The organism is Serratia proteamaculans (assembly GCF_946227095.1).
GTDB lineage: Bacteria > Pseudomonadota > Gammaproteobacteria > Enterobacterales > Enterobacteriaceae > Serratia > Serratia proteamaculans_E.
This window is the reverse complement of sequence record NZ_CAMISV010000001.1, coordinates 234167-257644: the sequence shown is the minus strand read 5'-3', so window position 1 is coordinate 257644 and position 23478 is coordinate 234167. Positions and strand designations below refer to the sequence as shown.

Here is a 23478-nt window from a genome sequence, read left to right as displayed (position 1 = left end):
CCAAAATTAGGGTGCGCTCGGGTGCCAAATACGTTGTGAGATATCGACTTTTACCGGTACCAGACGGTTGGCATAAAACAGATCGGCAGTTTCCTGTTGAGCGGCAATGGTGTGTGCATCTAAAGGTTTAATGGCCGTTGGCGGGCGGTGATCCAGATAGGCCGAGATCACTTTCTCCGGCAAGCCCATGGCATTCGCCAGTAGTGTGACGCTTTGCGCGCGGTCACTCAGGGTTAGCGCATCGGCCTGTGTCAGGGTATCGAGCACCTGTTGAATAAATGGCCCGTTGGCCTCGGCATAGGGGCGCACCGCCAAATAGAAGGAGCCGGTTTGGTTCAGATCGGTGCCGTCACCCAGCACCCGCACGCCGCCCTGCAACAATGCCGCGGAATAGTAGGGATCCCAAATAGTCCAGGCATCGACATTACCCTGCTGGAAGGCGGCGCGGGCATCGGCCGGGGTCAGATAGATCGGTTGAATATCGGTGAATTTCAGCCCCGCTTTTTGCAGCGAGCGCAGCAGCAGGTTGTGCGAGCTGGATCCTTTCTGGAAGGCAACCTTGCGGCCTTTTAGCTCTGCGACGGTCTTGATCGGGCTGTTTTCCGGCACCAGGATCACTTCCGCCTTGGGTTTGGGGGGCTCTACACCGACATACAACAGATCCGCCCCGGCGGCCTGAGCGAAGATCGGCGGAATATCACCGGTACTGCCCAGATCGATACTGCCGACGTTCAGCGCTTCAAGCATTTGTGGGCCTGCTGGGAATTCTATCCAGCTGATTTTGGTGTTGGGAAAACGCTGTTCAAGCAGCCGGTGGGTTTTTGCCAGGACCAGACTGATCGATCCTTTTTGGTAGCCAATGCGAAACTGCGCCGGATCCTGTGCGCTGGCGGTATTGATCCACACCAGCGAGATGATGCCCGCCAATGCGCTGGCACCCAACCAACGTCTTAGTAAAGAAGGTTGTTTCATGCTTATCTCCTTATAGGCTGTGCCGTCAGGCGGTTTGGCGGGCAAACAGAGATGGGGTGGTGGTGGCTCTCGGCGGTTTACGGCGGCCTAGCGCCAGGTAGAAGCTTTCTAATGCTTCTTCCAGCCGACCGGCAAGGTTATCGGACAGCGTGATGGCTTCCCCGTCCAGCACCACCTGGCTGTCATCGGCAAACACCCCGTGCAGGACTTCCTGTGCTTTCAATGCTGCCAGGACTGGCTTGAGGGCATAGTCCACCGCCAGCATATGGCCAATGGAGCCGCCGGTGGCCAGCGGTAATACCACCTTATGATCCAGCGCCCGCTCGGGCAGCAGATCCAGCAGGGTCTTCAGCGCGCCGGAAAAAGAGGCCTTATACACTGGCGTAGAGACCAGCAGGCCATCTGCCTGGGCCAGTTGCTCGGTAAAGGCTTTGATCGCCGGGCTGTTAAAATTGGCGTACAGCAAATCTTCGGCATCAAAGTCGTGCAGGGTATAGGAAATCACCTCCACGCCTTGCTGTTGCAACCAGTTTTTGCTCAGGGAAAGCAGCGCCGCTGAGCGTGATGGGATGCGAGGGCTGCCGGCCAGTGATATAACGCGCATTACCACTCCTTATAACTAAAAGTTAGGTTTAATCAGAAAATGGTCGAGAAGTGTTTTAAACCTATCAGCAAAGAGGCGGGTTACTTAAATCTCATTTTTCGATTTTGATATGCACAAATGCGGATAGGCGGCGGTTTGAGCCCGGGTGGAGGAAAACGATTGCGTAAAAAACACTTTTTTTGCTTTTAATCAATTCCAATTGGGCAGGGGATACCGGATAATACGCCCCCGGTTTGCAACCGGGAAATCAGGAGAGTACATGTACTACCCCCTCATCAGAAAAGCGTTGTTCCAGCTCGATCCCGAGCGTGCGCATGAATTGACTTTTCAGCAGCTCCGCCGTGTCAGCGGCACCCCGTTAGAATTTCTCATTCGTCAGTCTGTGCCGACCAAGCCGGTAAGCTGCATGGGGCTCTCATTTAAAAACCCATTGGGTTTGGCCGCCGGTCTGGATAAAGACGGCGAGTGCATCGATGCTTTTGGCGCCATGGGTTTTGGCTCTGTCGAAGTTGGCACCGTGACGCCGCGCCCGCAGGCGGGCAACGACAAGCCGCGTCTGTTCCGTATTGTGGAAGCAGAAGGCCTGATCAATCGCATGGGCTTTAATAACCTCGGCGTGGATAATCTGGTTGAAAACGTTAAGAAATCCCATTTCGGCGGTATTCTGGGGATTAATATCGGCAAAAATAAAGATACCCCGGTTGAGCAAGGAAAAGACGATTATCTGATCTGCATGGATAAAGTTTATCCGTATGCCGGTTATATCGCGATTAACATTTCGTCACCTAATACTCCGGGATTACGATCCTTACAGTACGGTGAGGCGTTGGACGATCTTCTGGCGGCGATTAAAAATAAGCAGCAGGAATTACATGCGCGGCATCACAAATATGTGCCGGTAGCCGTAAAGATCGCGCCGGATCTTTCTGAAGAGGAATTGATCCAAATAGCCGACAGTTTGGTGCGTCATAATATAGATGGTGTGATCGCGACCAATACCACGCTGGATCGTAAATTGATCCAGGGGCTGAATTATTGTGAGCAAATGGGGGGCCTGAGTGGTCGTCCGTTGCAGGCAAGCAGCACCGAAGTGATCCGCCGTCTGTCGCTGGAGTTGCAAGGGCGCTTGCCGATTATCGGCGTCGGCGGAATTGATTCCCTGATGGCGGCGCGGGAAAAAATGGCGGCCGGGGCTTCACTGGTGCAAATTTATTCCGGATTTATCTTTAAAGGTCCGCGACTGATTAAAGATATCGTTAACTACATCTAATATTTTTCCTTTCATTTTCCGCCGGGGGTTTATTTCTTCCCCCGGCTCGTCTATATTTTGTCCACTAGCATAAATATCGTTCGCGGAATTATCCGATGTTTAAGTGACTTTAGTGGTGATAAAATCACCTTTTAGGGTAAATACAGTGTGGCATGGGCGGCGAGAAGGATAAGAGATGAAGATAAAACCTGACGATAATTGGCGTTGGTATTTTGACGCTGAACACGATCGGCTAATGCTGGATTTAGCCAATGGGATGATCTTTCGCTCGCGTTTCCCAGCCAAAATGTTAACCCCGGATGCCTTCGATGAATGCTCTTTCTGTGTCGATGACGCGGCGCTTTATTTTAATTATGAAGAGCAGTGCAAACAGATAAAACTCAGTCACGAGCAACGCGCTGAACTGGTATTAAATGCCCTGGTGGCTTATCGCTTCCTGAAACCGCTGATGCCGAAAAGCTGGCATTTCTCTCAGCAACATTATCCGTTGCAGCCGAAGAACGGCGAACTGGCGGCGGTAAAGGTGATGGAAAGCGGCATTGAAGCCCGCTTGCTGGTGGTGGAAGCCGGCGATAACGCCAGCCTTTGCCTGCTGGCGCAAAATCAGCTGTCACTGGCCGGCCGCACCATGGTGCTGGGTGATGCCATTAAAGTGATGCACGATCGCCTTAAACCCTGTGCGCAGGATGAAGCCTCAGCTCCGGCTTACGACAGGGCGATGTAAGACCCATTACGCCAGCGTCAAATCGCTTTTTGGAATACAGCTGCAGGAGAGGATGGTGCCATTGTTGGCCACCGCACTTTTCTTCAGCGGCGCCACTTCGCCACTGACCAAGGTTATGCGACAGCTTCCGCAAATCCCCGCACGGCACGAGTAAGGCACGCGGAGCCCTTGCTGTTCCAACTGCTCTAACAAGATCTGCTGGTTATTGCCGGTAAACACCGTTCCCGCGTAGTCGATAGTGACGCTTTGCGTACTGTCCTGCGGTGCCTGCACGCTCTCAACCACTTTACCTGCGCCATAAGGGCGTGGCGGCTTGGTGGATAACACTTCCACTGCATCGCCGACGCGGATAATCCCACTGTTGCGCGCCACCATATTCTGGCCAAAATCGACATCGCCGTTGTCGGCGGTGCGGAATTTCTGCAAGGTACTCAGCGGTTCGCCACTCGGATGCTTACGCCCACGTTCGGTGCTGACGGTGGTCAGCACACAGCGGCTGCAGGGCTTCACCAGGTCAAACATCACGTCACCGACACGGATCACCTGCCAGCCGTCTTCGGCCCAGGCGCTGGCACCGGTCACCACCAGATTAGGTCGGAATTGTTCCGGCTTGATGCTACCAGGGCAGCGTTGCTGCAAATCATTGAATGAGGCTTCGTTAATCAGCAGGTAAGGGTAGCCGTCGGCGAAGGACAGGGGAATTTCCGGGTGTTTTTTAACGCGACGGGTCAGTTCCGGGCCGAGCCAACGCAATTGTACTTCACGTTGGAAATAGCCGCTCAGCCAGCTATTAATCGCTTGCGGTGCAATCAGGGCGGTAAAATGGTTGCCCCAAACTTCGGTCGGTTGCGCCTCGGCGGCGAAATCACTGAAGCGGATGGCGGCGCTCTCTCCGTCTGGCGCGGTCAGGAACAGACCGTCTGCCAACAGTGCCGGGGTGAACAGCACCATTTGCGGATATTGGCGCGCAGTAATAAAGGTGCCATCCGGCTCGGTGATCATAAAGGTACGATCGAAAGCCAGGCCACTACTGGAAACCTGAGCGTGAGAAAGCTGCAAACCTCGAAGCGATTTAACCGGATGAACGTAAAGTTTGGCTAGCGTAATCACCCTGATCCCCGTGCGATTATTAAATAGAAGGGAGCAACTTTATGACAAGCGGTCTGGATTAGCTATAATGCGCAACAATTTTCTTTTTGGTGATAAGTACGATATGAACTCTCTGTTTGCCAGCACGGCGCGTGGACTGGAAGAACTGTTAAAAAGCGAACTCGAAGCGCTGGGCGCTCACGCCTGTAAAGTCGTACAGGGTGGGGTACATTTTCAGGGTGACGATCGTCTTCTGTACCAAAGCTTGCTGTGGAGCCGTTTGGCCTCACGTATTTTGCTGCCGCTGAACGAATTCCGCGTACACAGCGATCTGGATCTGTACCTGGGCGTACAGGCGATCGACTGGACCAGTATCTTTGGTGTGGATAAAACCTTCGCTGTTCACTTCAGTGGCGTTAACGAAGAGATCCGCAACAGCCAGTATGGCGCGTTGAAGGTCAAGGACGCCATTGTCGACAGCTTTACCCGCAAGATCGAACAGCGCCCGACGGTGGCTAAGCAGCAGCCGGACATTCGCGTCAATGTGTTCCTGCAGCGCGATATGGCCAGCGTGGCGCTTGATCTCAGCGGTGAGGGGCTGCACCAGCGTGGTTACCGTGACCTGACCGGTCAGGCACCGTTGAAAGAAAGTCTGGCAGCGGCGATTGTGCAGCGTTCTGGCTGGCAGCCGGGCACGCCAATGCTGGATCCAATGTGTGGTTCGGGCACCCTGTTGATCGAAGCGGCGATGATTGCTTCTGACCGTGCACCGGGCCTGCACCGTCAACACTGGGGCTTTACCGCCTGGAATGGTCACAACGTCGATCTGTGGCGTGAAGTGATCACCGAAGCACAGGAACGTGCCCGCAGCGGCCTGCAGGAAACCACCTCGCGTTTCTTCGGTTCTGATATCGATCGTCGGGTGATTGAAATGGCACGCGGTAACGCCCGTCGAGCCGGCGTCGCCGAACTGATTACCTTTAACGTCAATGACGTAGCCAAACTGACCAACCCACTGCCGGAAGGCCCGACGGGTACCGTAGTTTGTAACCCGCCGTACGGTGAGCGTCTGGAAAGTGAACCGGCGCTGATTGCCTTGCATAATATGTTGGGCCGTATCATGAAGAGCGCTTTTGGTGGCTGGCAGTTGTCGCTGTTCAGCGCCTCACCGGAGTTGCTGAGTTGCCTGCAGTTGCGTGCCGATCGCCAGTTCAAAGCCAAAAACGGTCCGTTGGACTGCGTGCAGAAAAACTACCAGCTGGCGGAAAACCCGCTGGGTGCCGGTGGTGTACAGGTGGCGGAAGATTTTGCCAACCGCCTGCGCAAAAACCTGAAGAAGCTTGATAAGTGGGCCAAGCAGCAGGGCATTGAGTGCTACCGTTTGTACGATGCCGACCTGCCAGACTATAACGTGGCGGTGGATCGCTACGGCAGCAAGGTAGTGGTACAGGAATATGCGCCGCCGAAAACCATTGATGTACAGAAGGCTCGTCAACGTCTGTTCGACGTGATCAACGCCACGCTGGCGGTGCTGGAATTGCCGTCCAACCAGCTGATCCTGAAAACCCGTGAGCGCCAGAAAGGCAAAAACCAGTACGAAAAACTGGCGCAGAAGGGCGAGTTCCTGCTGGTGGAAGAATTTAACGCCAAGCTGTGGGTTAACCTGACCGATTATCTCGATACCGGTCTGTTCCTCGATCACCGCATTGCCCGTCGCATGCTGGGTGAAATGAGCAAAGGCAAAGACTTCCTCAACCTGTTCGCCTATACCGGTACCGCCAGTGTGCATGCTGGGCTGGGGGGCGCGCGTAGTACCACTACCGTGGATATGTCGCGTACCTATCTGGAATGGGCGGAGAAAAACTTGCGGGTTAACGGCCTGACGGGCAAACAGCACAGATTGATCCATGCGGACTGCCTGTCATGGATGCAAAATGCCGACGAACAATTCGACGTGATCTTTATCGATCCGCCGACCTTCTCCAACTCCAAGCGTATGGAGAACACTTTTGACGTTCAGCGCGATCACCTGGCGCTGATGCAAGATTTGAAACGGTTGCTGCGTCGTAACGGGACCATCATGTTCTCGAACAACAAGCGCGGTTTCCAGATGGATATGGCCGGCCTGAGCGCATTGGGTCTGGAGGCGAAAGAAATCACCGCCCAGACGCAGTCACAGGACTTTGCCCGTAACCGTCAAATTCATAACTGCTGGCTGGTCACCCACGCCGGCGAAGGAAAATAATTACTATGTCGTTAATTAGCATGTCCGGTGCCTGGCTGTCCTTCAGCGATGCGCCACTTTTAGACAACACCGAAATTCATATCGAAGACAACGAACGCGTTTGTCTGGTTGGGCGCAATGGCGCCGGTAAATCCACGCTGCTGAAGATCCTCGGTAAAGAAATTCCGTTGGATGATGGCCGGGTGACTTACGAGCAAGATCTGATTGTGGCGCGTCTGCAACAGGATCCCCCGCGTAATATCGGCGGTACGGTGTTTGATTTTGTGGCCGAAGGGGTAGCCGAACAGGCAGAACACCTGAAAGCGTATCACGCGATTTCGCATCTGGTGGAAACCGACCCAAGCGAAAGAAACCTGACACGCATGGCGCAGATTATGGAGATCCTCGATCACCAGGGTCTGTGGCAGCTCGATAGCCGCATCAGCGAAGTGTTGTTGCAGTTGGGCCTGAACGGAGATGCAGAGCTTTCCTCGCTCTCCGGCGGCTGGTTGCGTAAAGCGGCGCTGGGCCGTGCGCTGGTCAGCTCTCCGCGCGTATTGCTGCTCGACGAACCGACCAACCACCTGGATATTTCAACCATCGACTGGCTGGAAGGCTTCCTGAAAGAGTTCCAGGGCAGCATCGTATTCATTTCCCACGACCGTTCCTTTATCCGCAACATGGCGACGCGCATTGTCGATCTCGACCGCGGCAAGCTGGTGTCCTGGCCGGGTAACTACGATCTGTATCTGCTGAGCAAGGAAGAAGCGCTGCGGGTAGAAGAGCTGCAAAACGCCGAATTTGACCGCAAGCTGGCGCAGGAAGAAGTGTGGATCCGTCAGGGCATCAAGGCGCGTCGTACCCGTAACGAAGGCCGCGTACGTGCCCTGAAGGCATTGCGTAACGAGCGTTCGGAACGTCGTGAAGTGATGGGTACCGCCAAGATGCAGGTGGAAGAGGCCGTACGCTCCGGCAAGATCGTGTTTGAGATGGAAGACGTTAACTATCAGGTTGGCGGCAAAGTGCTGGTGCGCAATTTTTCCGCCCAGGTACAGCGTGGCGACAAGATTGCCCTGGTTGGCCCGAACGGCTGCGGTAAAACGACGTTGCTGAAATTGATGCTCAGCCAGTTGAAAGCCGACAGCGGCCGCGTGCATTGTGGTACCAAGCTGGAAGTGGCCTACTTCGACCAGCACCGCGCCGATCTGGATCCGGAACGTACCGTGATGGACAACCTGGCGGAAGGTAAGCAGGAAGTGTTGGTCAACGGCCGTTCTCGTCACGTGCTGGGTTATCTGCAGGACTTCCTGTTCCACCCTAAACGGGCGATGACGCCGGTGAAAGCCTTGTCTGGCGGTGAGCGCAATCGCCTGTTGCTGGCTAAGCTGTTCCTGAAGCCGAGTAACTTATTGATTCTCGATGAACCAACCAACGATCTTGACGTCGAAACGCTGGAATTGCTGGAAGAGTTGATCGACGGCTACCAGGGTACCGTACTGTTGGTGAGTCACGATCGTCAGTTCGTTGATAACTCAGTGACAGAATGCTGGATCTTTGAAGGCAACGGTGCGATCAGCACCTTCGTCGGCGGTTATTACGATGCGCACCATCAACGTGCGACGGCAAAACCAATCCGCCAGGTAGCGGCCGATCAGAACAAGCCGGCGGCAGAAAAAAAGGCTGAACAGCCGAAGAAAACCGTGGCTAAACTGAGCTATAACCTGTTACGTGAGCTGGAGCAGTTGCCACAACGCCTTGAGCAGTTGGAAGCGGAAATTGAAGCGTTGCAGGCACAAATGAGTGATGCTGATTTCTTCACGCGTCCTCACAGTGAAACGCAACAGGTGCTGACTGCGCTGGCCACAGCCGAAGGGGCATTGGAAGAAGCCTTTGCCCGTTGGGAAGAGTTGGAAGCGATGAAAAACGGCTAACCGTTGAGAATACCGCCCGCGCGCTGCTGCGGGCGGTATTGCCGTACCGGTGAGCAACGTTGTTAAGGAGGAATATGGTGTGTTCCCACGAGAATCACGAGCAGCACAGTCATGCAACGCACGCAACACAGCAACAGGACAATCTGATGTTGTGTCCGCAGTGCGACATGCTGGTGGCATTGCCGCCGCTGGCATATGGTTCAAAAGCGGTATGCCCGCGTTGTAAAACGACCCTCAGCTCCCGCTGGGAAGAACCGCGTAAGCGGCCGATCGGTTACGCCCTCAGCGCCCTGTTTATGCTGCTGCTGGCGAATATTTTCCCGTTTATCAATATGCGCGTTGCCGGACTCGGTAACGAAATCAAACTGATCCAAATCCCGCAGGTGATGGTGGCGGAAGACTACGCCAGCATGGCCACGCTGTTTATGGTGTTTGTTCAACTGATCCCGGCATTCTGCATGCTGGCCATTATTCTGCTGTGCGCTAAAGTGCCCATCCCCAAGGGGCTGAAAGAGTGGATGGCCAAAATGCTGTTCCAGTTTAAAACCTGGTGCATGGTGGAGATTTTCCTGGCCGGCGTACTGGTCAGCTTCGTCAAGCTGATGGCTTATGGCGATATTGGTGTCGGCAGCAGCTTTGTGCCGTACTGCCTGTTTTGCCTGCTGCAGGTGCGCGCCTTCCAGTGTGTCGATCGCCGCTGGCTGTGGAATGACATTGAACCGGCCCCGCGCCTCGATCGTCCCATGGAAGTAGGGCGTACCGGGTTGCGTCAGGGGCTGCGCTCCTGCCAATGCTGTACGGCGATTTTGCCAGCGGAACTGACCCGGTGTCCGCGCTGTCATTCCCGTGGTTATGTGCGCCGCCGTCACAGCCTGCAATGGACGCTGGCGCTGCTGCTCACCTCTATCCTGCTGTATATTCCGGCTAACCTGATGCCTATCATGGTCACCGAGGCGCTGGGCAACAAACTGACATCCACCATCATGGCTGGGGTGATCCTGCTGTGGGGGGAAGGATCTTACCCGGTGGCGATGGTGATCTTCATCGCCAGTATTATGGTGCCTTCGCTGAAAATGATGGCGATTGGCTGGCTGTGTTGGGATGCTAACGGCACCGGTAAAGCCCGGGCCGACAGCGAACGTATGCACCTGATTTATGAAGTGGTTGAATTTGTTGGCCGCTGGTCAATGATTGATGTGTTTGTTATTGCCGTGCTTTCGGCATTGGTACGGATGGGACAATTGATGAGCATTTATCCTGACATTGGCGCGCTGTTGTTCGCCATGGTAGTGATCCTCACTATGTTTGCAGCCATGACGTTTGATCCTCGGCTAACCTGGGATCGCGTAAACGAAACAATAAAAAAGGAGCCGCAAGGTGACGGAAAATAATCATAGCGTCGCGGACGTTGAGAAGATCAAACGCTGGTCGCCAGTGTGGATCATCCCGATTGTCACCGCACTGATCGGCGCCTGGATCCTGTTTTACCATTTCAGCCACCAGGGGCCGGTAGTCACCCTGGTGACCACCACCGCAGAAGGGCTGGAAGCGGGTAAAACCAAAATCAAAAGCCGCAGTGTTGACGTCGGGGTCGTGGAAACGGTGACTCTGAGCGAAGACTTGAGCAAGGTGGTGGTAGAGGCGCGCCTTAACACCGGCATGGAGAAGCTGTTGCGTCAGGACTCTGCCTTCTGGGTCGTGAAGCCGCAGATTGGCCGTGGGGGCGTTTCCGGATTGGGTACGCTGCTTTCCGGTGCCTATATCGAACTGCAGCCAGGTAACAAAGGCAAAACAGGCAAGGGCGACTATCAACTGCTGGATGCACCGCCACTGGCCTCTCCGGATGCCAAAGGGCTACGCATTGTGCTGGACAGCGAAAAGTCCGGCCAGTTGAATGCCGGCGATCCGGTGCTGTTCCGCGGTTACCGCGTCGGTTCGGTAGAAACCAGCTATTTTGATCCGAAGATGCGCGCGATGCGTTATCAGTTGTTTATCTCCGCGCCTTACGATCAGCTAGTGACCAGCAACATTCGATTCTGGAAAGACAGCGGTGTGGCATTCGACATGTCGGCACAGGGAATGCGGGTGGAAATGGGCTCGCTAGCGACCTTGTTCAGCGGTGGCGTCAGCTTTGACGTGCCGGAAGGCTGGGATCGCGGTGAACTGGCGAAACCGAAAGCGGAGTATCATCTGTTCGACAACCAGCGCAGCATCCAGGATTCGCTGTATACCGTTCATCAGGACTACCTGATGTTCTTCTCCGATTCGATTCGCGGCCTGCAGCCTGGCGCGCCGGTGGAATTCCGCGGTATCCGCCTGGGTACGGTATCGCAGGTGCCGTTCTACAAAGAGGGGATGGCACAGCGTTTGGACAACGACTACCGTATTCCGGTGCTGATCCGTATCGAACCCGATCGCTTCCAGAAGCAGTTGGGGGGTAACTTCGACTTTGAGAGTCATTTAAAAGACGCCGAATCACGTGGCATGCGTGCCTCGTTGAAATCTGCCAATCTGCTTACGGGTTCGTTGTATATCGATCTGGATTTCTATCCGCAAGAGAAACCTTACAAAGGGCCGCGTGAGCTGTTTGGTTATCGTCTGATGCCAACCACCAGTGGCGGTTTGGCGCAGATCCAGCAGAAATTGATGCAGACGCTGGATAAAATCAACTCGATGCCGTTGAATCCGATGATCAATGAAGCGACCAAAACGCTGGCAGAAAGTCAGAAGACCATGCAGACGACGCAGAAAACCATGCAGTCGCTGAATGACATCATTGCCAGCAGAGAGATGAAGGCGCTGCCGCAGGATATGCAGAAAACCTTGCAGGAACTGAACCGCAGCATGAAAGGGTTCCAGCCTGGTTCTCCGGCCTACAACAAGATGGTTGGCGATATGCAACGTCTCGATCAGGTACTGCGTGAACTGCAGCCGGTGCTGCGTACCCTGAACGAAAAGAGCAACGCGCTGGTATTTGAAGCCGCGGGCAGTAACGATCCTCAGCCGAAGAAGGCCAATAAATGATGAAATGGATTCCGGTAGCCCTGGCGCTGTTACTCAGCGCCTGTAGCAGCACCCCACAGAAGACCTACTATCAACTGCCGGCGTTGGGCACGCCGGCGCAGGTCAGCGGCAGCACGACGTCGCGCCAGCTTTGGCTGGAGCACGTTAGCGTGGCGGATTACCTGGCGCAAAGCGGTGTGGTTTATCAGACCAATGACGTGCAGTACGTTATTGCCCAGAACAACCTGTGGGCCAGCCCGCTTGATCAACAGTTGCAGCAGACGCTGGTCACCAACCTGAGCAGTGCGCTGCCGGGTTGGGTGGTGTCCTCGCAACCGATGAGCAGCGAGCAGGATGTACTGAACGTCACCATCAGCGGCTTCCATGGCCGTTTTGACGGCAAGGCGATCATTCGCGGCGAGTGGGTGCTGAATCATCAGGGCAATCTGACCAAACGGCCGTTCAGCCTGGAACTTAAGCAGGGTGAAGACGGCTACGATGCTTTGGTGCGGACATTGGCACAAGGGTGGCAGCAAGAAGCCCAGGACATTGCCGCACAGGCGGGGCGTTTTTAGAAATAATTTGTACTAAAACGATCTAACCCCTTGCGGTGAGAAACAGTGAAATTTCTCGTCGCAAGGGGTTTTTATTTGATTTCAATAAGTTAACTTATCTCCTGCCTATCAGCCACTTAGCAAATTCTTCGGGCGTAGCTCACAAATATGACATTGGCGTGAATTTTGCGCATTGATCTTCCCGCCATTTAGCGCTATTGCTTAAATGTGGCTGCACAAAAAGCAGCCATTGTTTTCTTTCCACCAGACCAAAAATTGAGGGAAACGAGGCATGAAGAGACAGAAACGCGATCGTCTGGAAAGGGCGCATTCGAAAGGTTATCAGGCAGGTATTTTAGGACATCCGAAAGATCTTTGTCCTTATAAAACGACTGTGGACAGCCGGTCTCAATGGCTGGGAGGTTGGCGAGAAGCCATGGAAGACAGGGCTGTGACCGCTTAAGCGGCTCCCTGTCAAATAAAAGGAACAACCTCCGCCCAGCGCGGAGGTTTTTGTTTCAGGCAATATTACCCCTGCCAGCGTTTCAGCAAAATACTCGCATTCACACCACCAAAGCCAAAGCCGTTTGACAGTGCATAGCTTATGGCCATGGGTTGTGCCTTGTTCGCGACCAGGTGTAGCCCTTCTGCCGCCGGATCCGGACTTTCCAGATTCAGCGTGGCCGGGGCAATCTGATCGCGTAGCGCCAGTGCAGTAAAGATGGTTTCCAGGCCGCCAGCGGCGCCCAGTAAATGACCGGTTGCTGACTTGGTCGACGTCACCGCTACACTACCGTTGGTACCGAACAGATGCTTGATGGCATTAATTTCCCCCAAGTCACCTACGGGGGTCGAAGTTGCATGGGCGTTCAGGTGCTGAACCTGCTCTGGCGTTACGCCAGCCTGCTTGAGCGCAATCTTCATGGCACGGTAGGCACCATCGCCATCCTCGGCACCCGAGGTCATGTGGTAAGCGTCGGCGCTGGTGCCATAGCCAACAATTTCCGCCAGTGGCGTTGCACCACGAGCCAGAGCATGTTCCAGTGTCTCAATTACCAGCATGCCGGCGCCTTCACCCATAACAAAACCGTTACGTGCGCTGTCAAAAGGCCGTGAGGCTGTGGCCGCGGCTGCTGGCTCCGTTGTGGACATGGCGCGCGCTGCCGCAAAGCCTCCCAGGCTGACTGTGTCGATAGCGGCTTCTGTACCGCCACACAGCGCGATATCCGCCTCATCGTTACGAATCATGCGTACGGCATCGCCAATGGCTTGTACGCCTGCGGCACAGGCTGTCACCGGGGCGCCAATTGGGCCCTTGAACTGGTGTTTAATCGACACATGGCCGGCGGCCAGATTAACCAGGAATGAGGGGATGGTGAAAGGTGACAGGCGTTTGGCACCGCGGCTGTCGGTGGTGCGTACCGCGTGGGCGATAGCCGGAAAACCGCCAATGCCGGAAGCGATCACGGTTGCAGTGCGTTCCTGTTTATCTTCCGTGTCTGCGGTCCAGCCCGCCTGGCGGATGGCCTCATCGGCCGCTGCCATGGCGAGCAGGATAAAGCGATCCATTTTCTTCTGGTCTTTGGGGGCAACCGAAAGATCGGGATCGAAACCCGCTTCGGCATCCTGTTCTAATGTGGGTACCTGACCACCGATTTTCACCTGCAGGTCGGCAACGATCTCTTCTGGCAATGGGCGAATGCCGGACTGGCCGTTCAGCAGACGCTGCCAGATAGCCTCTACGCCGCATCCCAGTGGCGAAACGGCGCCCATGCCGGTAATGACTATACGACGAGTGTTCATAGTGACTCCTTGGATGATTCAGGGGGAAATGCAGAAAGGTTCTGCTGCATCAGGGCTGCACGCCGGCGCATACCGTCGGTCGCTGCCGGCCCTGGCGCTAAAGTAATATTATGCAACGCGATGGGTTGCTGAGTAATGCTGTCGATCAGTTGAGGGCGTATTACTTGCCCGGTACGACGATCGACCAGTTCGGCGCTGATGCCGTCATCGGCCAGGTGGGTATTACCCCAGTGAAACAGGGCCGCAAGTACCGGGAAAAAATCTTTGCCACGCTCAGTGAGCAAATATTCGTAGCGTACCGGCCGTGTTTGATAGCGCTGTTTATGCAAAATACCGCTTTCTACCAGATACTTCAGGCGACGGGTCAATATGGTGGGCGAAAGCCCCAGGCTTTGCTGGAACTGATCAAACCTGGACAAGCCATGAAACGCATCGCGAAGTATCAGGATGCTCCACCATTCTCCGACGCGGTCCAGTGAGCGAGCTACCGGGCATGGCATGTTATCAAAACGAGTTTTTTGCATGACACACCTCTTGGTAACTACAATAATTGTAGTCACTGTTTAGCCGCTATGAACCTGAGTATCACAGGCACAACATAATAACGGCGGGGAAAAATAAACGGCGACCGGAAAGGTCGCCGTGGCTGCGGTTAGAACGCCGCAGTGTCCTTGAATAGGCCCACTTTCAAATCGCTGGCGGTGTAAATGACCTCGCCATCGACCAGGACTTCGCCGTCTGCCACACCCATAATCAGTTTACGGATGATCACACGCTTGAAGTTAATGCGGTAGGTGACTTTCTTCGCGGTTGGCAGTACCTGACCGGTGAACTTGACTTCACCCACGCCCAGCGCACGACCTTTACCTTCGCCACCCAGCCAGCCGAGGTAGAAACCTACCAACTGCCACATGGCATCCAGACCCAGGCAGCCCGGCATCACCGGATCGCCGATAAAGTGGCAACCAAAGAACCATAGGTCCGGATTGATATCCAGTTCCGCTTCCACATAACCCTTGTTGTGGGTACCACCGTCTTCGGTCATTTTGACCACGCGGTCCATCATCAACATGTTACCAGCCGGCAACGGCGGGCCACCGGCGCCAAACAGCTCGCCACGGCCGGATGCTTCGAGGTCTTCTTTCGTATAGGAGTCGCGTTTTTCTACCATGTTCTCAGTAAACCTTATTTTATTGAAGGGCGCATCTTAGCTTACACGTGTACGCTGAACAAGTCCGATCAGCCGTGGCTGAATCAGTTGAGCCAACGAAGTGGCCACGGCCAGCGCCGGCGTTCCTGCGGATTCACCTGTGCAATCCGCTCCTGAATGGCAGCTAACAAGTTCGGCTGCTGTTCATCAGAGTAGGGATAACCGGTGAGTAATGGCAAGGCCTCTGCGGCGCTGTTGACGGCCCACAGATGGAATTGCCCTTCGCGCACCGCATCGACGACGTCCTGGCGCAGACACAGGTGGCGCACGTTGGTGGCGGGCAGAATGATGCCCTGTTTACCCGTCAAACCACGACGTTGGCAAACTTCAAAAAAGCCTTCGATCTTCTCATTAACGCCGCCAATCGGCTGCACATTACCGAATTGGTCTACGGAGCCGGTTACCGCAATTTGCTGGGTGATCGGCTGCAGTGACAGTGCGCTGATGAGTGCACAGAGCTCGGCCAATGAGGCGCTGTCACCGTCCACTTCGCCATAAGATTGCTCAAACACGATGGAAGCGGAGAAGGGCAGCGGTTGGTCCAGTTCCAGTTCGGAAATCAGGAACGCCTGCATAATCATCATGCCCTTGGCATGCAGATTACCGCCAAGCTCGGCCTTGCGTTCAACGTCGGTGAATTCACCATCGCCAAGATGCACGACACAGCTGATACGGGAGGGTTCGCCGAAGCTGCGTGGATGGCCCGGGTATTCCAACACCGACAGGCCGTTGATCTGACCGACGACTTCGCCTTCGGTTTCAATCAGGATTTGGCCCAGTTCGATCTCATCCTGCATCCGTTCGGCAAGGTAGCTTTCACGCCATTCGCGAGCATTCAGTGCCGCTTCAAACGCTTTGGCGGTGATGTTCTCTTCTTCGACATAAAGCGCAGCTTCAGAAAGTTGCTGGCCGAGCCAGAGAGGGGAAAGTGGCAGGTTGCCTTGGTCCCCACTGTGACGGACCGCCTGGATCATCAACGGATACCAGGCATCAGCTGCCAGCGGCGGCAGTTGTTTCTCATCAATAAGGGCATTGACGTAGCCACACCATTGCACCATGTCATCGATTTCGGTGAGTTGCAGATCTTCTTCGTATTCGCCGTAGACTGCCTGTTCGCTCAGTTCCGGTTCAATATCATGGAAATCGGCAAGACCGTGACGATCGCCCACAACGATCAGTCGCAACTCCAGTGGCATGGCAGGAATGGTGATCGGCAGAGGACGTGTTTCATCCGGGGAAACCCAGTGGAACTGACGTTGGGTGATCATCTGCTTTAAACGCAGCCACAGTAACGGCTGAGCCAGCAGAGAACGTGCAGACAGGATCAGTACGCCACCATTGGCCTGATGCACCAGACCGGGCTGCAGGTTGATTTCATCATTGTGGATCCGGACGCAGCCAAACAGCTGTTCCGGCTCAACCCACTCTTGAAACACGCAGGCACCACCGGCGGCAAAGGGTTCATCGCCCTGGCTGGCGGGTTCTACGCTGACCTTGCTGCCCTGGATCACATAATGACTGCCCTTGAACGCGGTATTCTGCGGCTGCAGTTGTTCAACTGCATGGGCGATCAGCGCCAGATACTCACGCGTTTCCTGCGCTTTCAACAACATGAAACGCGGTGGTGACTGTGGATGGCAAAACAGCGTCAGTGCATTTTCCAGCCGAGGCTGAATAGAGGCAAAGGACACGGGTGCCAACTGCGCGGCGGTATCAAATATCGCTTGATAAGGCGTAACGTCCGGCAACAGTGATTGCCATTCAAGTCGGTTATTGGTCAAAGTGTTAGATGCAATCGTCAAAAAGGGAAAGGGCGATTATACAAGAATAACGGCAGCTTGATAGATGCAGAGTAACAGTTGATGTCAGGGAGTTTGACATCGCACGATGACTGTGCAAAAAACAGTCTAAAACGGAGTGTAATTGCCGGGGAAATTCGGCGTAAAGCTGTTATGCTTAATAAAGTTACGCGGTCACTGAAGAGCTCACGATGAAATATCAGCAACTGGAAAATCTGGAGAGCGGTTGGAAATGGAAGTACCTGGTGAAAAAGCACCGGGAAGGGGAAGCTATTACCCGCCACATTGAAAACAGCGTTGCTCAGGAAGCCATTGACGAGCTGCTGAAGTTGGAAAATGAGCCGGTAAAAGTGCTGACGTGGATTAGCCATCATATGAATCCGGAACTGGATAACCGGATGAAGCAAACTATCCGCGCACGGCGTAAGCGTCATTTTAACGCAGAACACCAACATACGCGTAAAAAATCTATCGATCTGGAATTTCTGGTTTGGCAGCGCCTGGCCGCGCTCGCTCGTCGCCGTGGAGTGACGCTGTCAGAAACCGTGGTGCAGTTGATCGAAGATGCGGAACGTAAAGAGAAGTACGACAGCCAGATGTCGTCACTCAAGCAGGATTTAAAAGCCATTCTCGGTAAAGACAAAGAGTAAACCTACCAGCCAGCCCCGACTGTGTAAGGGGCTTTTTGTTGCTGTCGCCAACGCCCTATATAATTTGGCCGAAAAAAAACCCCGCATTGCGGGGTTTTTTACTAAGAGGTGGTAGCTTAGCCTTGTGGCTGAGTTACAACGTCTTTGATACCTTTAACTTCGATCTCTACGCGACGATCTGGGGCCAGGCAATCGATCTGTGCTTTAGTAGCACGGCCAGCTTTGTAGCCACAGGTGTTACCAGTGACGGAATCAGCTTTGCCCATACCACGTGCAGAGATTTTGTCTGAAGGAATACCTTTAGATACCAGGTAATCAACAACGCTTTGTGCGCGTTTTTCAGACAGGTTCTGGTTGTATTTCTCAGAACCTACTGCATCGGTGTAACCCAGAACTACAACAGAGCCATCTTTAGGATCCATGGAGCTCAGCTGAGTGTACAGCTGGTCCAGAGCCTGTTGGCCTTGTGCTTTCAGAGTAGATTTGTTGAAGTTGAACAGCACGTCAGACTTCAGAGTGAAACGCTTGGTTTCAACAACTGGAGCCGGAGCTGGTGCTGGAGCAACTGGAGCAACAACATCATCCTGACCGAAACGGTAAGAAACACCCAGGCTCAGCATGGTGTTGTCTGGACGTGCGCCAACAGTACCTGCATCACCGATGTTGCTAACGAATTGGTAGTCCAGGCGGGTAGCCCAGTTTTTGGTCAGTGCGTATTCAACACCAACTGCTGCCAAAGGAGAAACGCCGGTGTCGTGGTCGCTCAGACGAGTGCCATTGCCGTAGTTAGCTTTGGAGTCTGCACGCCATACCATGCCGCCCAGACGAGTGTAGATGTCCAGATCGTCCATGATTGGGTAGCTCAGTTTAGCGGCCAGTTGAACGCCCTGTGCTTTGAAAGCACCGTTGTTCACGCTGCCTTTGTAAGGCATACGGCCAAGCCAGTCATAGCCCAGCTCGAAGCCCAGGTATTGGTTCGCCTGGTAACCCAGGAACGCGCCAGCACCCAGTTGATCTTTATGGGTCGGACCATTGCCGATACCATTCTGGTAACCGTTGCCGTAGAAACCAGTGTCATGGTACTGGGACCAGCCCAGTTTAGCACCAGTGTACCAGGTATTATCTTTTGGGGCGGCTTGCGCTACTGCTGCGAAACCTGCCAGTGCCACTGCTAATGCGATAGCTGTCTTTTTCATTTTGCGCCTCGTTATCATCCAAATAGGCAATGAGCTTTAAAGCTGTTTAAGCCCTTGGTTAAATTCCTTCGCCAAGGTTTGAGCCCTCGTTTGTTACTCGGCCAGTTTATCTGGCGTTATAGAGCAACCTTGGCGATGTAAAGTCTACAACGTGGCGCGAAAGTTACAAGTGTGATGTGATAAAGCTCTAAAAAAAAACGCAGAAACATACATATTTACTAACATTAACCGGCAAAAAAACGAGCATTTTAACCTTGGTTTTAGGACGCGGAACCGCAGCCGCACTCGCTTTGTCCCTGATCCCATAAAGGTTCCCTTGCAGGGAGATGAAAATGATGGGAAAAATCCTAAATTTACTTAATGATACAAAGAAGAGTGAATTTTTAGGGTGGAACAGTGTCCGTGAATCGGGTTTATGTCACGTTGAGGACGCATTATGAACCCATAAGCGTTACCTAATTCTGCTGCACGCCTTAATTTTAGACGATCTTCTTCTGTAAGATCGGGCAGCCATCCAAGAACTACACTGTAGTTACCCGTCAGCAGCGCTTTTTCCATCGCTTCAACCGTGTCCAGCGGATGAATTTGGCTCAGTTGCACCACTTTTCCCACCGGTAAACCGGACTGTTGCAGCCACAACTTACTCAGTTTTTGCTGTGGGGTCAGCCATAACAACCAGCGTGACTGCATACCCAACTGCTGTAACAGAGGCAGCAATAATTGCGCCACTGCAGGCTGATGCTCGTTGTAAACAAGTTCACTGATAAGGCCATTCTCTTTGCCGGCATCCGTGCTTTCTGCAGTTTTATTCACCGCAAAAGAGCCGTGGCTGAAATTGGTTTTGTAGAGTGATTGAGTACGCATAAAGTATCCCGCCCGTAGTGTTACTGTATGTTTATACAGTACCTCCTGTTGTGATTAAGATCAACCCAAATCTTCGTGGTACCTCGCATAATTGCGATTATTTTTTATACGACGGACTTTTGTGATTGGCATGACTGCGGATAGTGCGTATTTTTCTAATTACTTGTTCACGTTACCTTTATTTCATTGATGTGAGGAATAATAGAAGGGTAACCCACACCAGGAGAACGCTATGAAAGGGACATCAACGGGAAGGATCGTACAGGCCAAAGCTTATTTTTACGCACTAGGTGGTATCACCACACGCTCACAATTCGGGGGCTACGGGATACTGGCCGACGGCGTCATGTTTGCCGTGATCGCCGAAGGGGAGATGTATCTTCGTGCGACGGATAGCCTGGAGCCGGCCTTTCGCGCACGTGGTATGGTGAATATGGTTTACTCAAAGCGCGGGGTGCCCATAACCATGCGTTATTACTGGGTTGATGAAACGCTATGGCGGGACCGGGGAGAACTTGTAGGATTAGCCTGGCAGTCTATTCGGGAAGCGCGCCGGGAACTTAAGGTGAAAACGGATAACCAGGGCCGACTGAAAACCTTGCCGAACATCGACATCAATATGGAACGCTTACTCTGGCGGGTGGGTATTCGCAATGTTTATGATTTGCGTCTGAACGGTGCCAAACGCAGCTATCTTCGTTTGTTGCAGCAGCAACGCAATTTGGGCCTGCGGGTACTGCTTTCTTTGGGCGGGGCCATTGCCGGCTATCATCATGCCGCTTTACCTTCGGACATGCGCAGTGAGCTGACTCATTGGTTTGAGCGGACCATGTCGTTGCTTAGCCACGGACATAACCCGGGAGTTCGGGGCCTGATAAAAGGCCCCGGGTGATTAGGCCGGTTTGCCAATTTGCGCATTAAGCATCGTGAGTTCCGGAAGCAATTCAATCACCAGCCCTATCTGCTGCAGTACCAATTGATCTTTGCTTTCCGGTTCCGGCGTAGCGTGCCGAATACGTTCAGTCAGGCTTGCCAACGCCTGAGTGACGCGTTGTTCATCCTGTCCCTCCCAATGCAGGGCGCCATCGACATAACAAACCGCATCATTCAGCAGGTCCAGCGTAGCGGGGTTGTTCAGGCGCTCACGGTGAGCGCCCAGCGCCGAGATATAACTCAATAAGGTGTGGTTCAAACACAGCAGGCGGAAGGCTGCTTCCTGAACTTCCTTATTAGCTTTGGGATCGGCAGACATATTTGATATCACCGAAGCCAACTCTGCATCGCTGTTATGTGCATCCCGGCGAGCGATACGGTAAGGCAGGCCGTTGTCTTTACCCTGATGATACTGCACCAGAATGGCATCCAGATAACGGCAGTTGGCGTTCAGCGTTTTGCTGACGACTGCTGGCAATTGGCGGAACTTCCAGTCCGGCCAGATAAAACTGACCGCTGCCCAGGCGATGGCACAACCTAAAATCGTGTCGTAAACGCGAGGCGCAGCCACCTCAAAACCTTCACCCAGCAGGTTAAAGCACAGCAACACCAGTAAGGTAATAAACATGGTGGCGTGTGCGTATTGCACGGTTCGAAAAGCAAAAAATAGTACGCCGCTGATGACAATCAGCACCATCTGGCCTTCCAGAGAAGGCACGAAATAGAGGATCGGCAGACCGATAAGAATACCGGCCAGCGTGCCGATAATTCGAAGAGCCAGCCGGCGACGCGTGGCATTGTAATTCGGTTGGCAGACAAACAGGCTGGTTAACAGGATCCAATAACCGTGCTGCATGCCGGTAAACTGAATAAAGGCATAACCCACGCACAGCACTACTGACATGCGAATGGCGTGGCGGAATAAGGCCGACTGCGGCGTCAGATGGCGGCTGATGCGCAAGCGGATATCGCTCCAGCCGGTGATCCGGTCATCCGACAGGCTATTCTCTTCCACCTGACCGTTGGCCAACGCCTGCTCGGACTCAATATTCGCCAGCTGTGCGTCAATCGCGCGTAAATTTTTCAACAGGTGCGACAGCGCCTTGGTCAGTTCACGGTTTTCCGGGGTGATGGCAATGCGAGTCAGAGCTTCTTCAATTCGGGCAAAGGCCGGTTCAAAGCGAAGGTTGTGTTGATATTTCTGGCGCAGCAAAATCGATTGTGCCAATTGCTGACAGGCGCGTGCCTGCATGCTGAGCAAGCGCTGGAACCGGAACAGAATATCACTGTGACGGAATTGTCGGCTCAGTGCCTGATACTGAACGTGTGAGGAGCTGGCGCGCTCATGGATATCCTGAGCAACAAAATAATAATGCAACGTGCGGCGGGTGCCGCGTTGACCGCGATCGCCTTTTAGCCGCGTCAGCAATGAAACTTTGGTCTGGTTAAGAATGGTCACCAGAGCGCTGTTGGCCATGGCAACATCCATCCACGGCAGGTCTGAGTCATGCTCGACGTCGGGATCAAACAGGTTGGCTTTGGCATCCAGGTAATTCGCCAACTGATTGTAACAACGCGCCAGATTTTCCTGTAAAGGGCGGATAGGAAAGATCAGGTGGCCAATCAGCGTCAGCAGGTTGTACCACAGGGCGCCGATGATCAGCAGCATCGGCTGTTGATACCAGGCGTCATACATTGAAGTGCCAAGCATGGTATAGACCGCGATCAGCAGGGCACCAAACGCAATGGTGGCGTAGCGTTGCCCCAGTGCACCCAGCAATATAAAACCGCAGGTGGAAGTGGTCAGGCCGAGTGCGAACAGCCAGGGGTAAGGGAACAGCAGTTCAATGGAGGCGGAAGCAACAAAAAAACACACCAGCGTGATCAGCAGATTGCGCAGCCTGCCGGTCAGGCGATCATCCAGATCGGTCAATGCCGCCGCCACCACCCCCAGAGTCAGGGGAATGGTGAGCTTGGGAATGGCGAGCCACCAGGGTACGGCGGCTGCGCCGGCCAGCGCAATAAAAATGCGCAGGTCATAAAGCAGATTGCTGTTGTAGGCATAACGGCGTATTGCTGGTGCAAAAGAGAGCACGAAAAACTCCTCAGGCGGAGAAAAAATTAACGCTGCTGATACTGACGTCGGGCATTTTCAGTTCTGGCCTGCTGCGCCATCTCAACGGATACCACGCGGCGTCCAACTGGCCACAGGGCAATAGCGGCGATTTTAAAATTGGCTATGCCCACCGGAATACCAATAATCGTCACGCACTGCACAATACCGGCGGCAATATGTGACAGGCACAGCCACCAGCCGAACAGGATCAGCCAGACAATATTCAGCAGTGAACCGCTGGCGGAAAGCAGCGCATTGCTTTTTTCCGGGTACAATTCATTAACGTGAATCGCTTCGTTGCCGAAAGGCAGTAACGACAGCTTGGTGATTTCCCAGCAGGAGCGGGTTAACGGTAGGGTGATGATCAGCAGCACGCTAAACACCGTTGCGACCAGCCAGCCAAGGGTGGTGAAAAAGCCGCCTAACACAAAATTAAGAATATTCAGTACAGTACGCATAGTCGTCATTCTGCTCTAATGATGGCCAAACCGCGATGCGGTTGCGTTTGCTATCAAAACGCAAAATCTATTCTACCC

Annotated in this window: 21 protein-coding genes; 10 read left to right on the top strand and 11 right to left on the bottom strand. The window is 53.8% G+C overall.

Translation table 11 applies throughout. The annotated features are described in order from the left end of the window. Positions 1-6: 6 nt before the first annotated feature. Together OC597_RS01435 and ssuE are read right to left on the bottom strand one after the other, a co-directional pair. A complete protein-coding gene (locus OC597_RS01435) occupies positions 7-972 on the bottom strand; it encodes a sulfonate ABC transporter substrate-binding protein (protein WP_261284140.1) in 966 nt (321 codons plus the stop codon). A gap of 25 nt (positions 973-997) precedes the next feature. Continuing rightward, positions 998-1576, bottom strand: coding sequence for an NADPH-dependent FMN reductase (gene ssuE / locus OC597_RS01430; RefSeq protein ID WP_261253480.1), 579 nt, complete (start codon positions 1574-1576; stop codon positions 998-1000). A 259-nt stretch (positions 1577-1835) separates the two neighbouring features. On the opposite strand from ssuE, the gene pyrD reads away from it, so the two are divergent. Beyond that, positions 1836-2846, top strand: coding sequence for a quinone-dependent dihydroorotate dehydrogenase (gene pyrD / locus OC597_RS01425; protein WP_261285150.1), 1011 nt, complete (start codon positions 1836-1838; stop codon positions 2844-2846). A gap of 175 nt (positions 2847-3021) precedes the next feature. Further along, positions 3022-3570 carry a cell division protein ZapC gene (locus OC597_RS01420; RefSeq protein ID WP_012006168.1) on the top strand — a complete coding sequence of 183 codons (549 nt, stop codon included), beginning with the start codon at positions 3022-3024 and terminating at the stop codon, positions 3568-3570. A 6-nt stretch (positions 3571-3576) separates the two neighbouring features. Here OC597_RS01420 and OC597_RS01415 read toward each other — a convergent pair whose 3' ends face one another. Next, positions 3577-4680 carry a YcbX family protein gene (locus OC597_RS01415; RefSeq protein ID WP_261253486.1) on the bottom strand — a complete coding sequence of 368 codons (1104 nt, stop codon included), beginning with the start codon at positions 4678-4680 and terminating at the stop codon, positions 3577-3579. 103 nt (positions 4681-4783) lie between these two features. Here OC597_RS01415 and rlmKL point away from each other — a divergent pair, with 103 nt between their 5' ends. The 6 genes from rlmKL (at position 4784) to rmf (ending at position 12834) form a co-directional block, all read left to right on the top strand. After that, the gene (gene rlmKL, locus OC597_RS01410; RefSeq protein ID WP_262207525.1) at positions 4784-6904 is read left to right on the top strand and encodes a bifunctional 23S rRNA (guanine(2069)-N(7))-methyltransferase RlmK/23S rRNA (guanine(2445)-N(2))-methyltransferase RlmL; all 2121 of its coding nucleotides are present in this window, start codon (positions 4784-4786) and stop codon (positions 6902-6904) included. Between the two features lie 5 nt (positions 6905-6909). Next, positions 6910-8814 (top strand): ABC transporter ATP-binding protein, encoded by a 1905-nt coding sequence (locus OC597_RS01405; RefSeq protein WP_262207100.1) that lies wholly within the window; start codon positions 6910-6912, stop codon positions 8812-8814. Positions 8815-8888: 74 nt separating this feature from the next. Continuing rightward, positions 8889-10205, top strand: coding sequence for a membrane integrity-associated transporter subunit PqiA (gene pqiA, locus OC597_RS01400; RefSeq protein ID WP_262207099.1), 1317 nt, complete (start codon positions 8889-8891; stop codon positions 10203-10205). Continuing rightward, positions 10192-11838, top strand: coding sequence for an intermembrane transport protein PqiB (pqiB, locus tag OC597_RS01395; protein ID WP_262207097.1), 1647 nt, complete (start codon positions 10192-10194; stop codon positions 11836-11838). Before pqiA ends, pqiB begins: the two co-directional genes overlap by 14 nt. Continuing rightward, positions 11835-12392 carry a membrane integrity-associated transporter subunit PqiC gene (pqiC, locus tag OC597_RS01390; protein ID WP_099061712.1) on the top strand — a complete coding sequence of 186 codons (558 nt, stop codon included), beginning with the start codon at positions 11835-11837 and terminating at the stop codon, positions 12390-12392. The genes pqiB and pqiC overlap by 4 nt, the downstream gene beginning before the upstream one ends. Positions 12393-12663: 271 nt before the next feature. Next, the gene (gene rmf / locus OC597_RS01385) at positions 12664-12834 is read left to right on the top strand and encodes a ribosome modulation factor (RefSeq protein ID WP_013812328.1); all 171 of its coding nucleotides are present in this window, start codon (positions 12664-12666) and stop codon (positions 12832-12834) included. 65 nt (positions 12835-12899) lie between these two features. Here rmf and fabF read toward each other — a convergent pair whose 3' ends face one another. The 4 genes from fabF to OC597_RS01365 all read right to left on the bottom strand — a co-directional run bounded on the left by fabF (position 12900) and on the right by OC597_RS01365 (position 17165). Next, the gene (gene fabF / locus OC597_RS01380; protein ID WP_262207094.1) at positions 12900-14174 is read right to left on the bottom strand and encodes a beta-ketoacyl-ACP synthase II; all 1275 of its coding nucleotides are present in this window, start codon (positions 14172-14174) and stop codon (positions 12900-12902) included. Beyond that, a complete protein-coding gene (locus OC597_RS01375; RefSeq protein ID WP_261253497.1) occupies positions 14171-14698 on the bottom strand; it encodes a winged helix-turn-helix transcriptional regulator in 528 nt (175 codons plus the stop codon). Before OC597_RS01375 ends, fabF begins: the two co-directional genes overlap by 4 nt. Positions 14699-14826: 128 nt before the next feature. Next, positions 14827-15345 (bottom strand): bifunctional 3-hydroxydecanoyl-ACP dehydratase/trans-2-decenoyl-ACP isomerase, encoded by a 519-nt coding sequence (fabA, locus tag OC597_RS01370; protein WP_261253500.1) that lies wholly within the window; start codon positions 15343-15345, stop codon positions 14827-14829. 83 nt (positions 15346-15428) lie between these two features. Further along, positions 15429-17165: an AAA family ATPase gene (locus tag OC597_RS01365; RefSeq protein WP_261253501.1), complete on the bottom strand. Its 1737-nt coding sequence runs from the start codon at positions 17163-17165 to the stop codon at positions 15429-15431. Between the two features lie 209 nt (positions 17166-17374). Here OC597_RS01365 and matP point away from each other — a divergent pair, with 209 nt between their 5' ends. Then, positions 17375-17833 (top strand): macrodomain Ter protein MatP, encoded by a 459-nt coding sequence (gene matP, locus OC597_RS01360; RefSeq protein WP_099061708.1) that lies wholly within the window; start codon positions 17375-17377, stop codon positions 17831-17833. A 116-nt stretch (positions 17834-17949) separates the two neighbouring features. On the opposite strand, the gene ompA is transcribed toward matP, so the two are convergent. After that, positions 17950-19029, bottom strand: coding sequence for a porin OmpA (ompA, locus tag OC597_RS01355; RefSeq protein ID WP_262207092.1), 1080 nt, complete (start codon positions 19027-19029; stop codon positions 17950-17952). A 357-nt stretch (positions 19030-19386) separates the two neighbouring features. Further along, a complete protein-coding gene (sulA, locus tag OC597_RS01350) occupies positions 19387-19893 on the bottom strand; it encodes an SOS-induced cell division inhibitor SulA (protein ID WP_261424452.1) in 507 nt (168 codons plus the stop codon). Between the two features lie 232 nt (positions 19894-20125). Here sulA and OC597_RS01345 point away from each other — a divergent pair, with 232 nt between their 5' ends. Next, positions 20126-20785 (top strand): TfoX/Sxy family DNA transformation protein, encoded by a 660-nt coding sequence (locus OC597_RS01345; protein ID WP_261253504.1) that lies wholly within the window; start codon positions 20126-20128, stop codon positions 20783-20785. Here OC597_RS01345 and yccS read toward each other — a convergent pair whose 3' ends face one another. Beyond that, positions 20786-22921 carry a YccS family putative transporter gene (yccS, locus tag OC597_RS01340; protein ID WP_261253507.1) on the bottom strand — a complete coding sequence of 712 codons (2136 nt, stop codon included), beginning with the start codon at positions 22919-22921 and terminating at the stop codon, positions 20786-20788. Positions 22922-22947: 26 nt separating this feature from the next. Further along, complete coding sequence (locus tag OC597_RS01335) at positions 22948-23400, bottom strand: YccF domain-containing protein (RefSeq protein ID WP_099061704.1); 453 nt, start codon at positions 23398-23400, stop codon at positions 22948-22950. Positions 23401-23478: the final 78 nt, after the last annotated feature.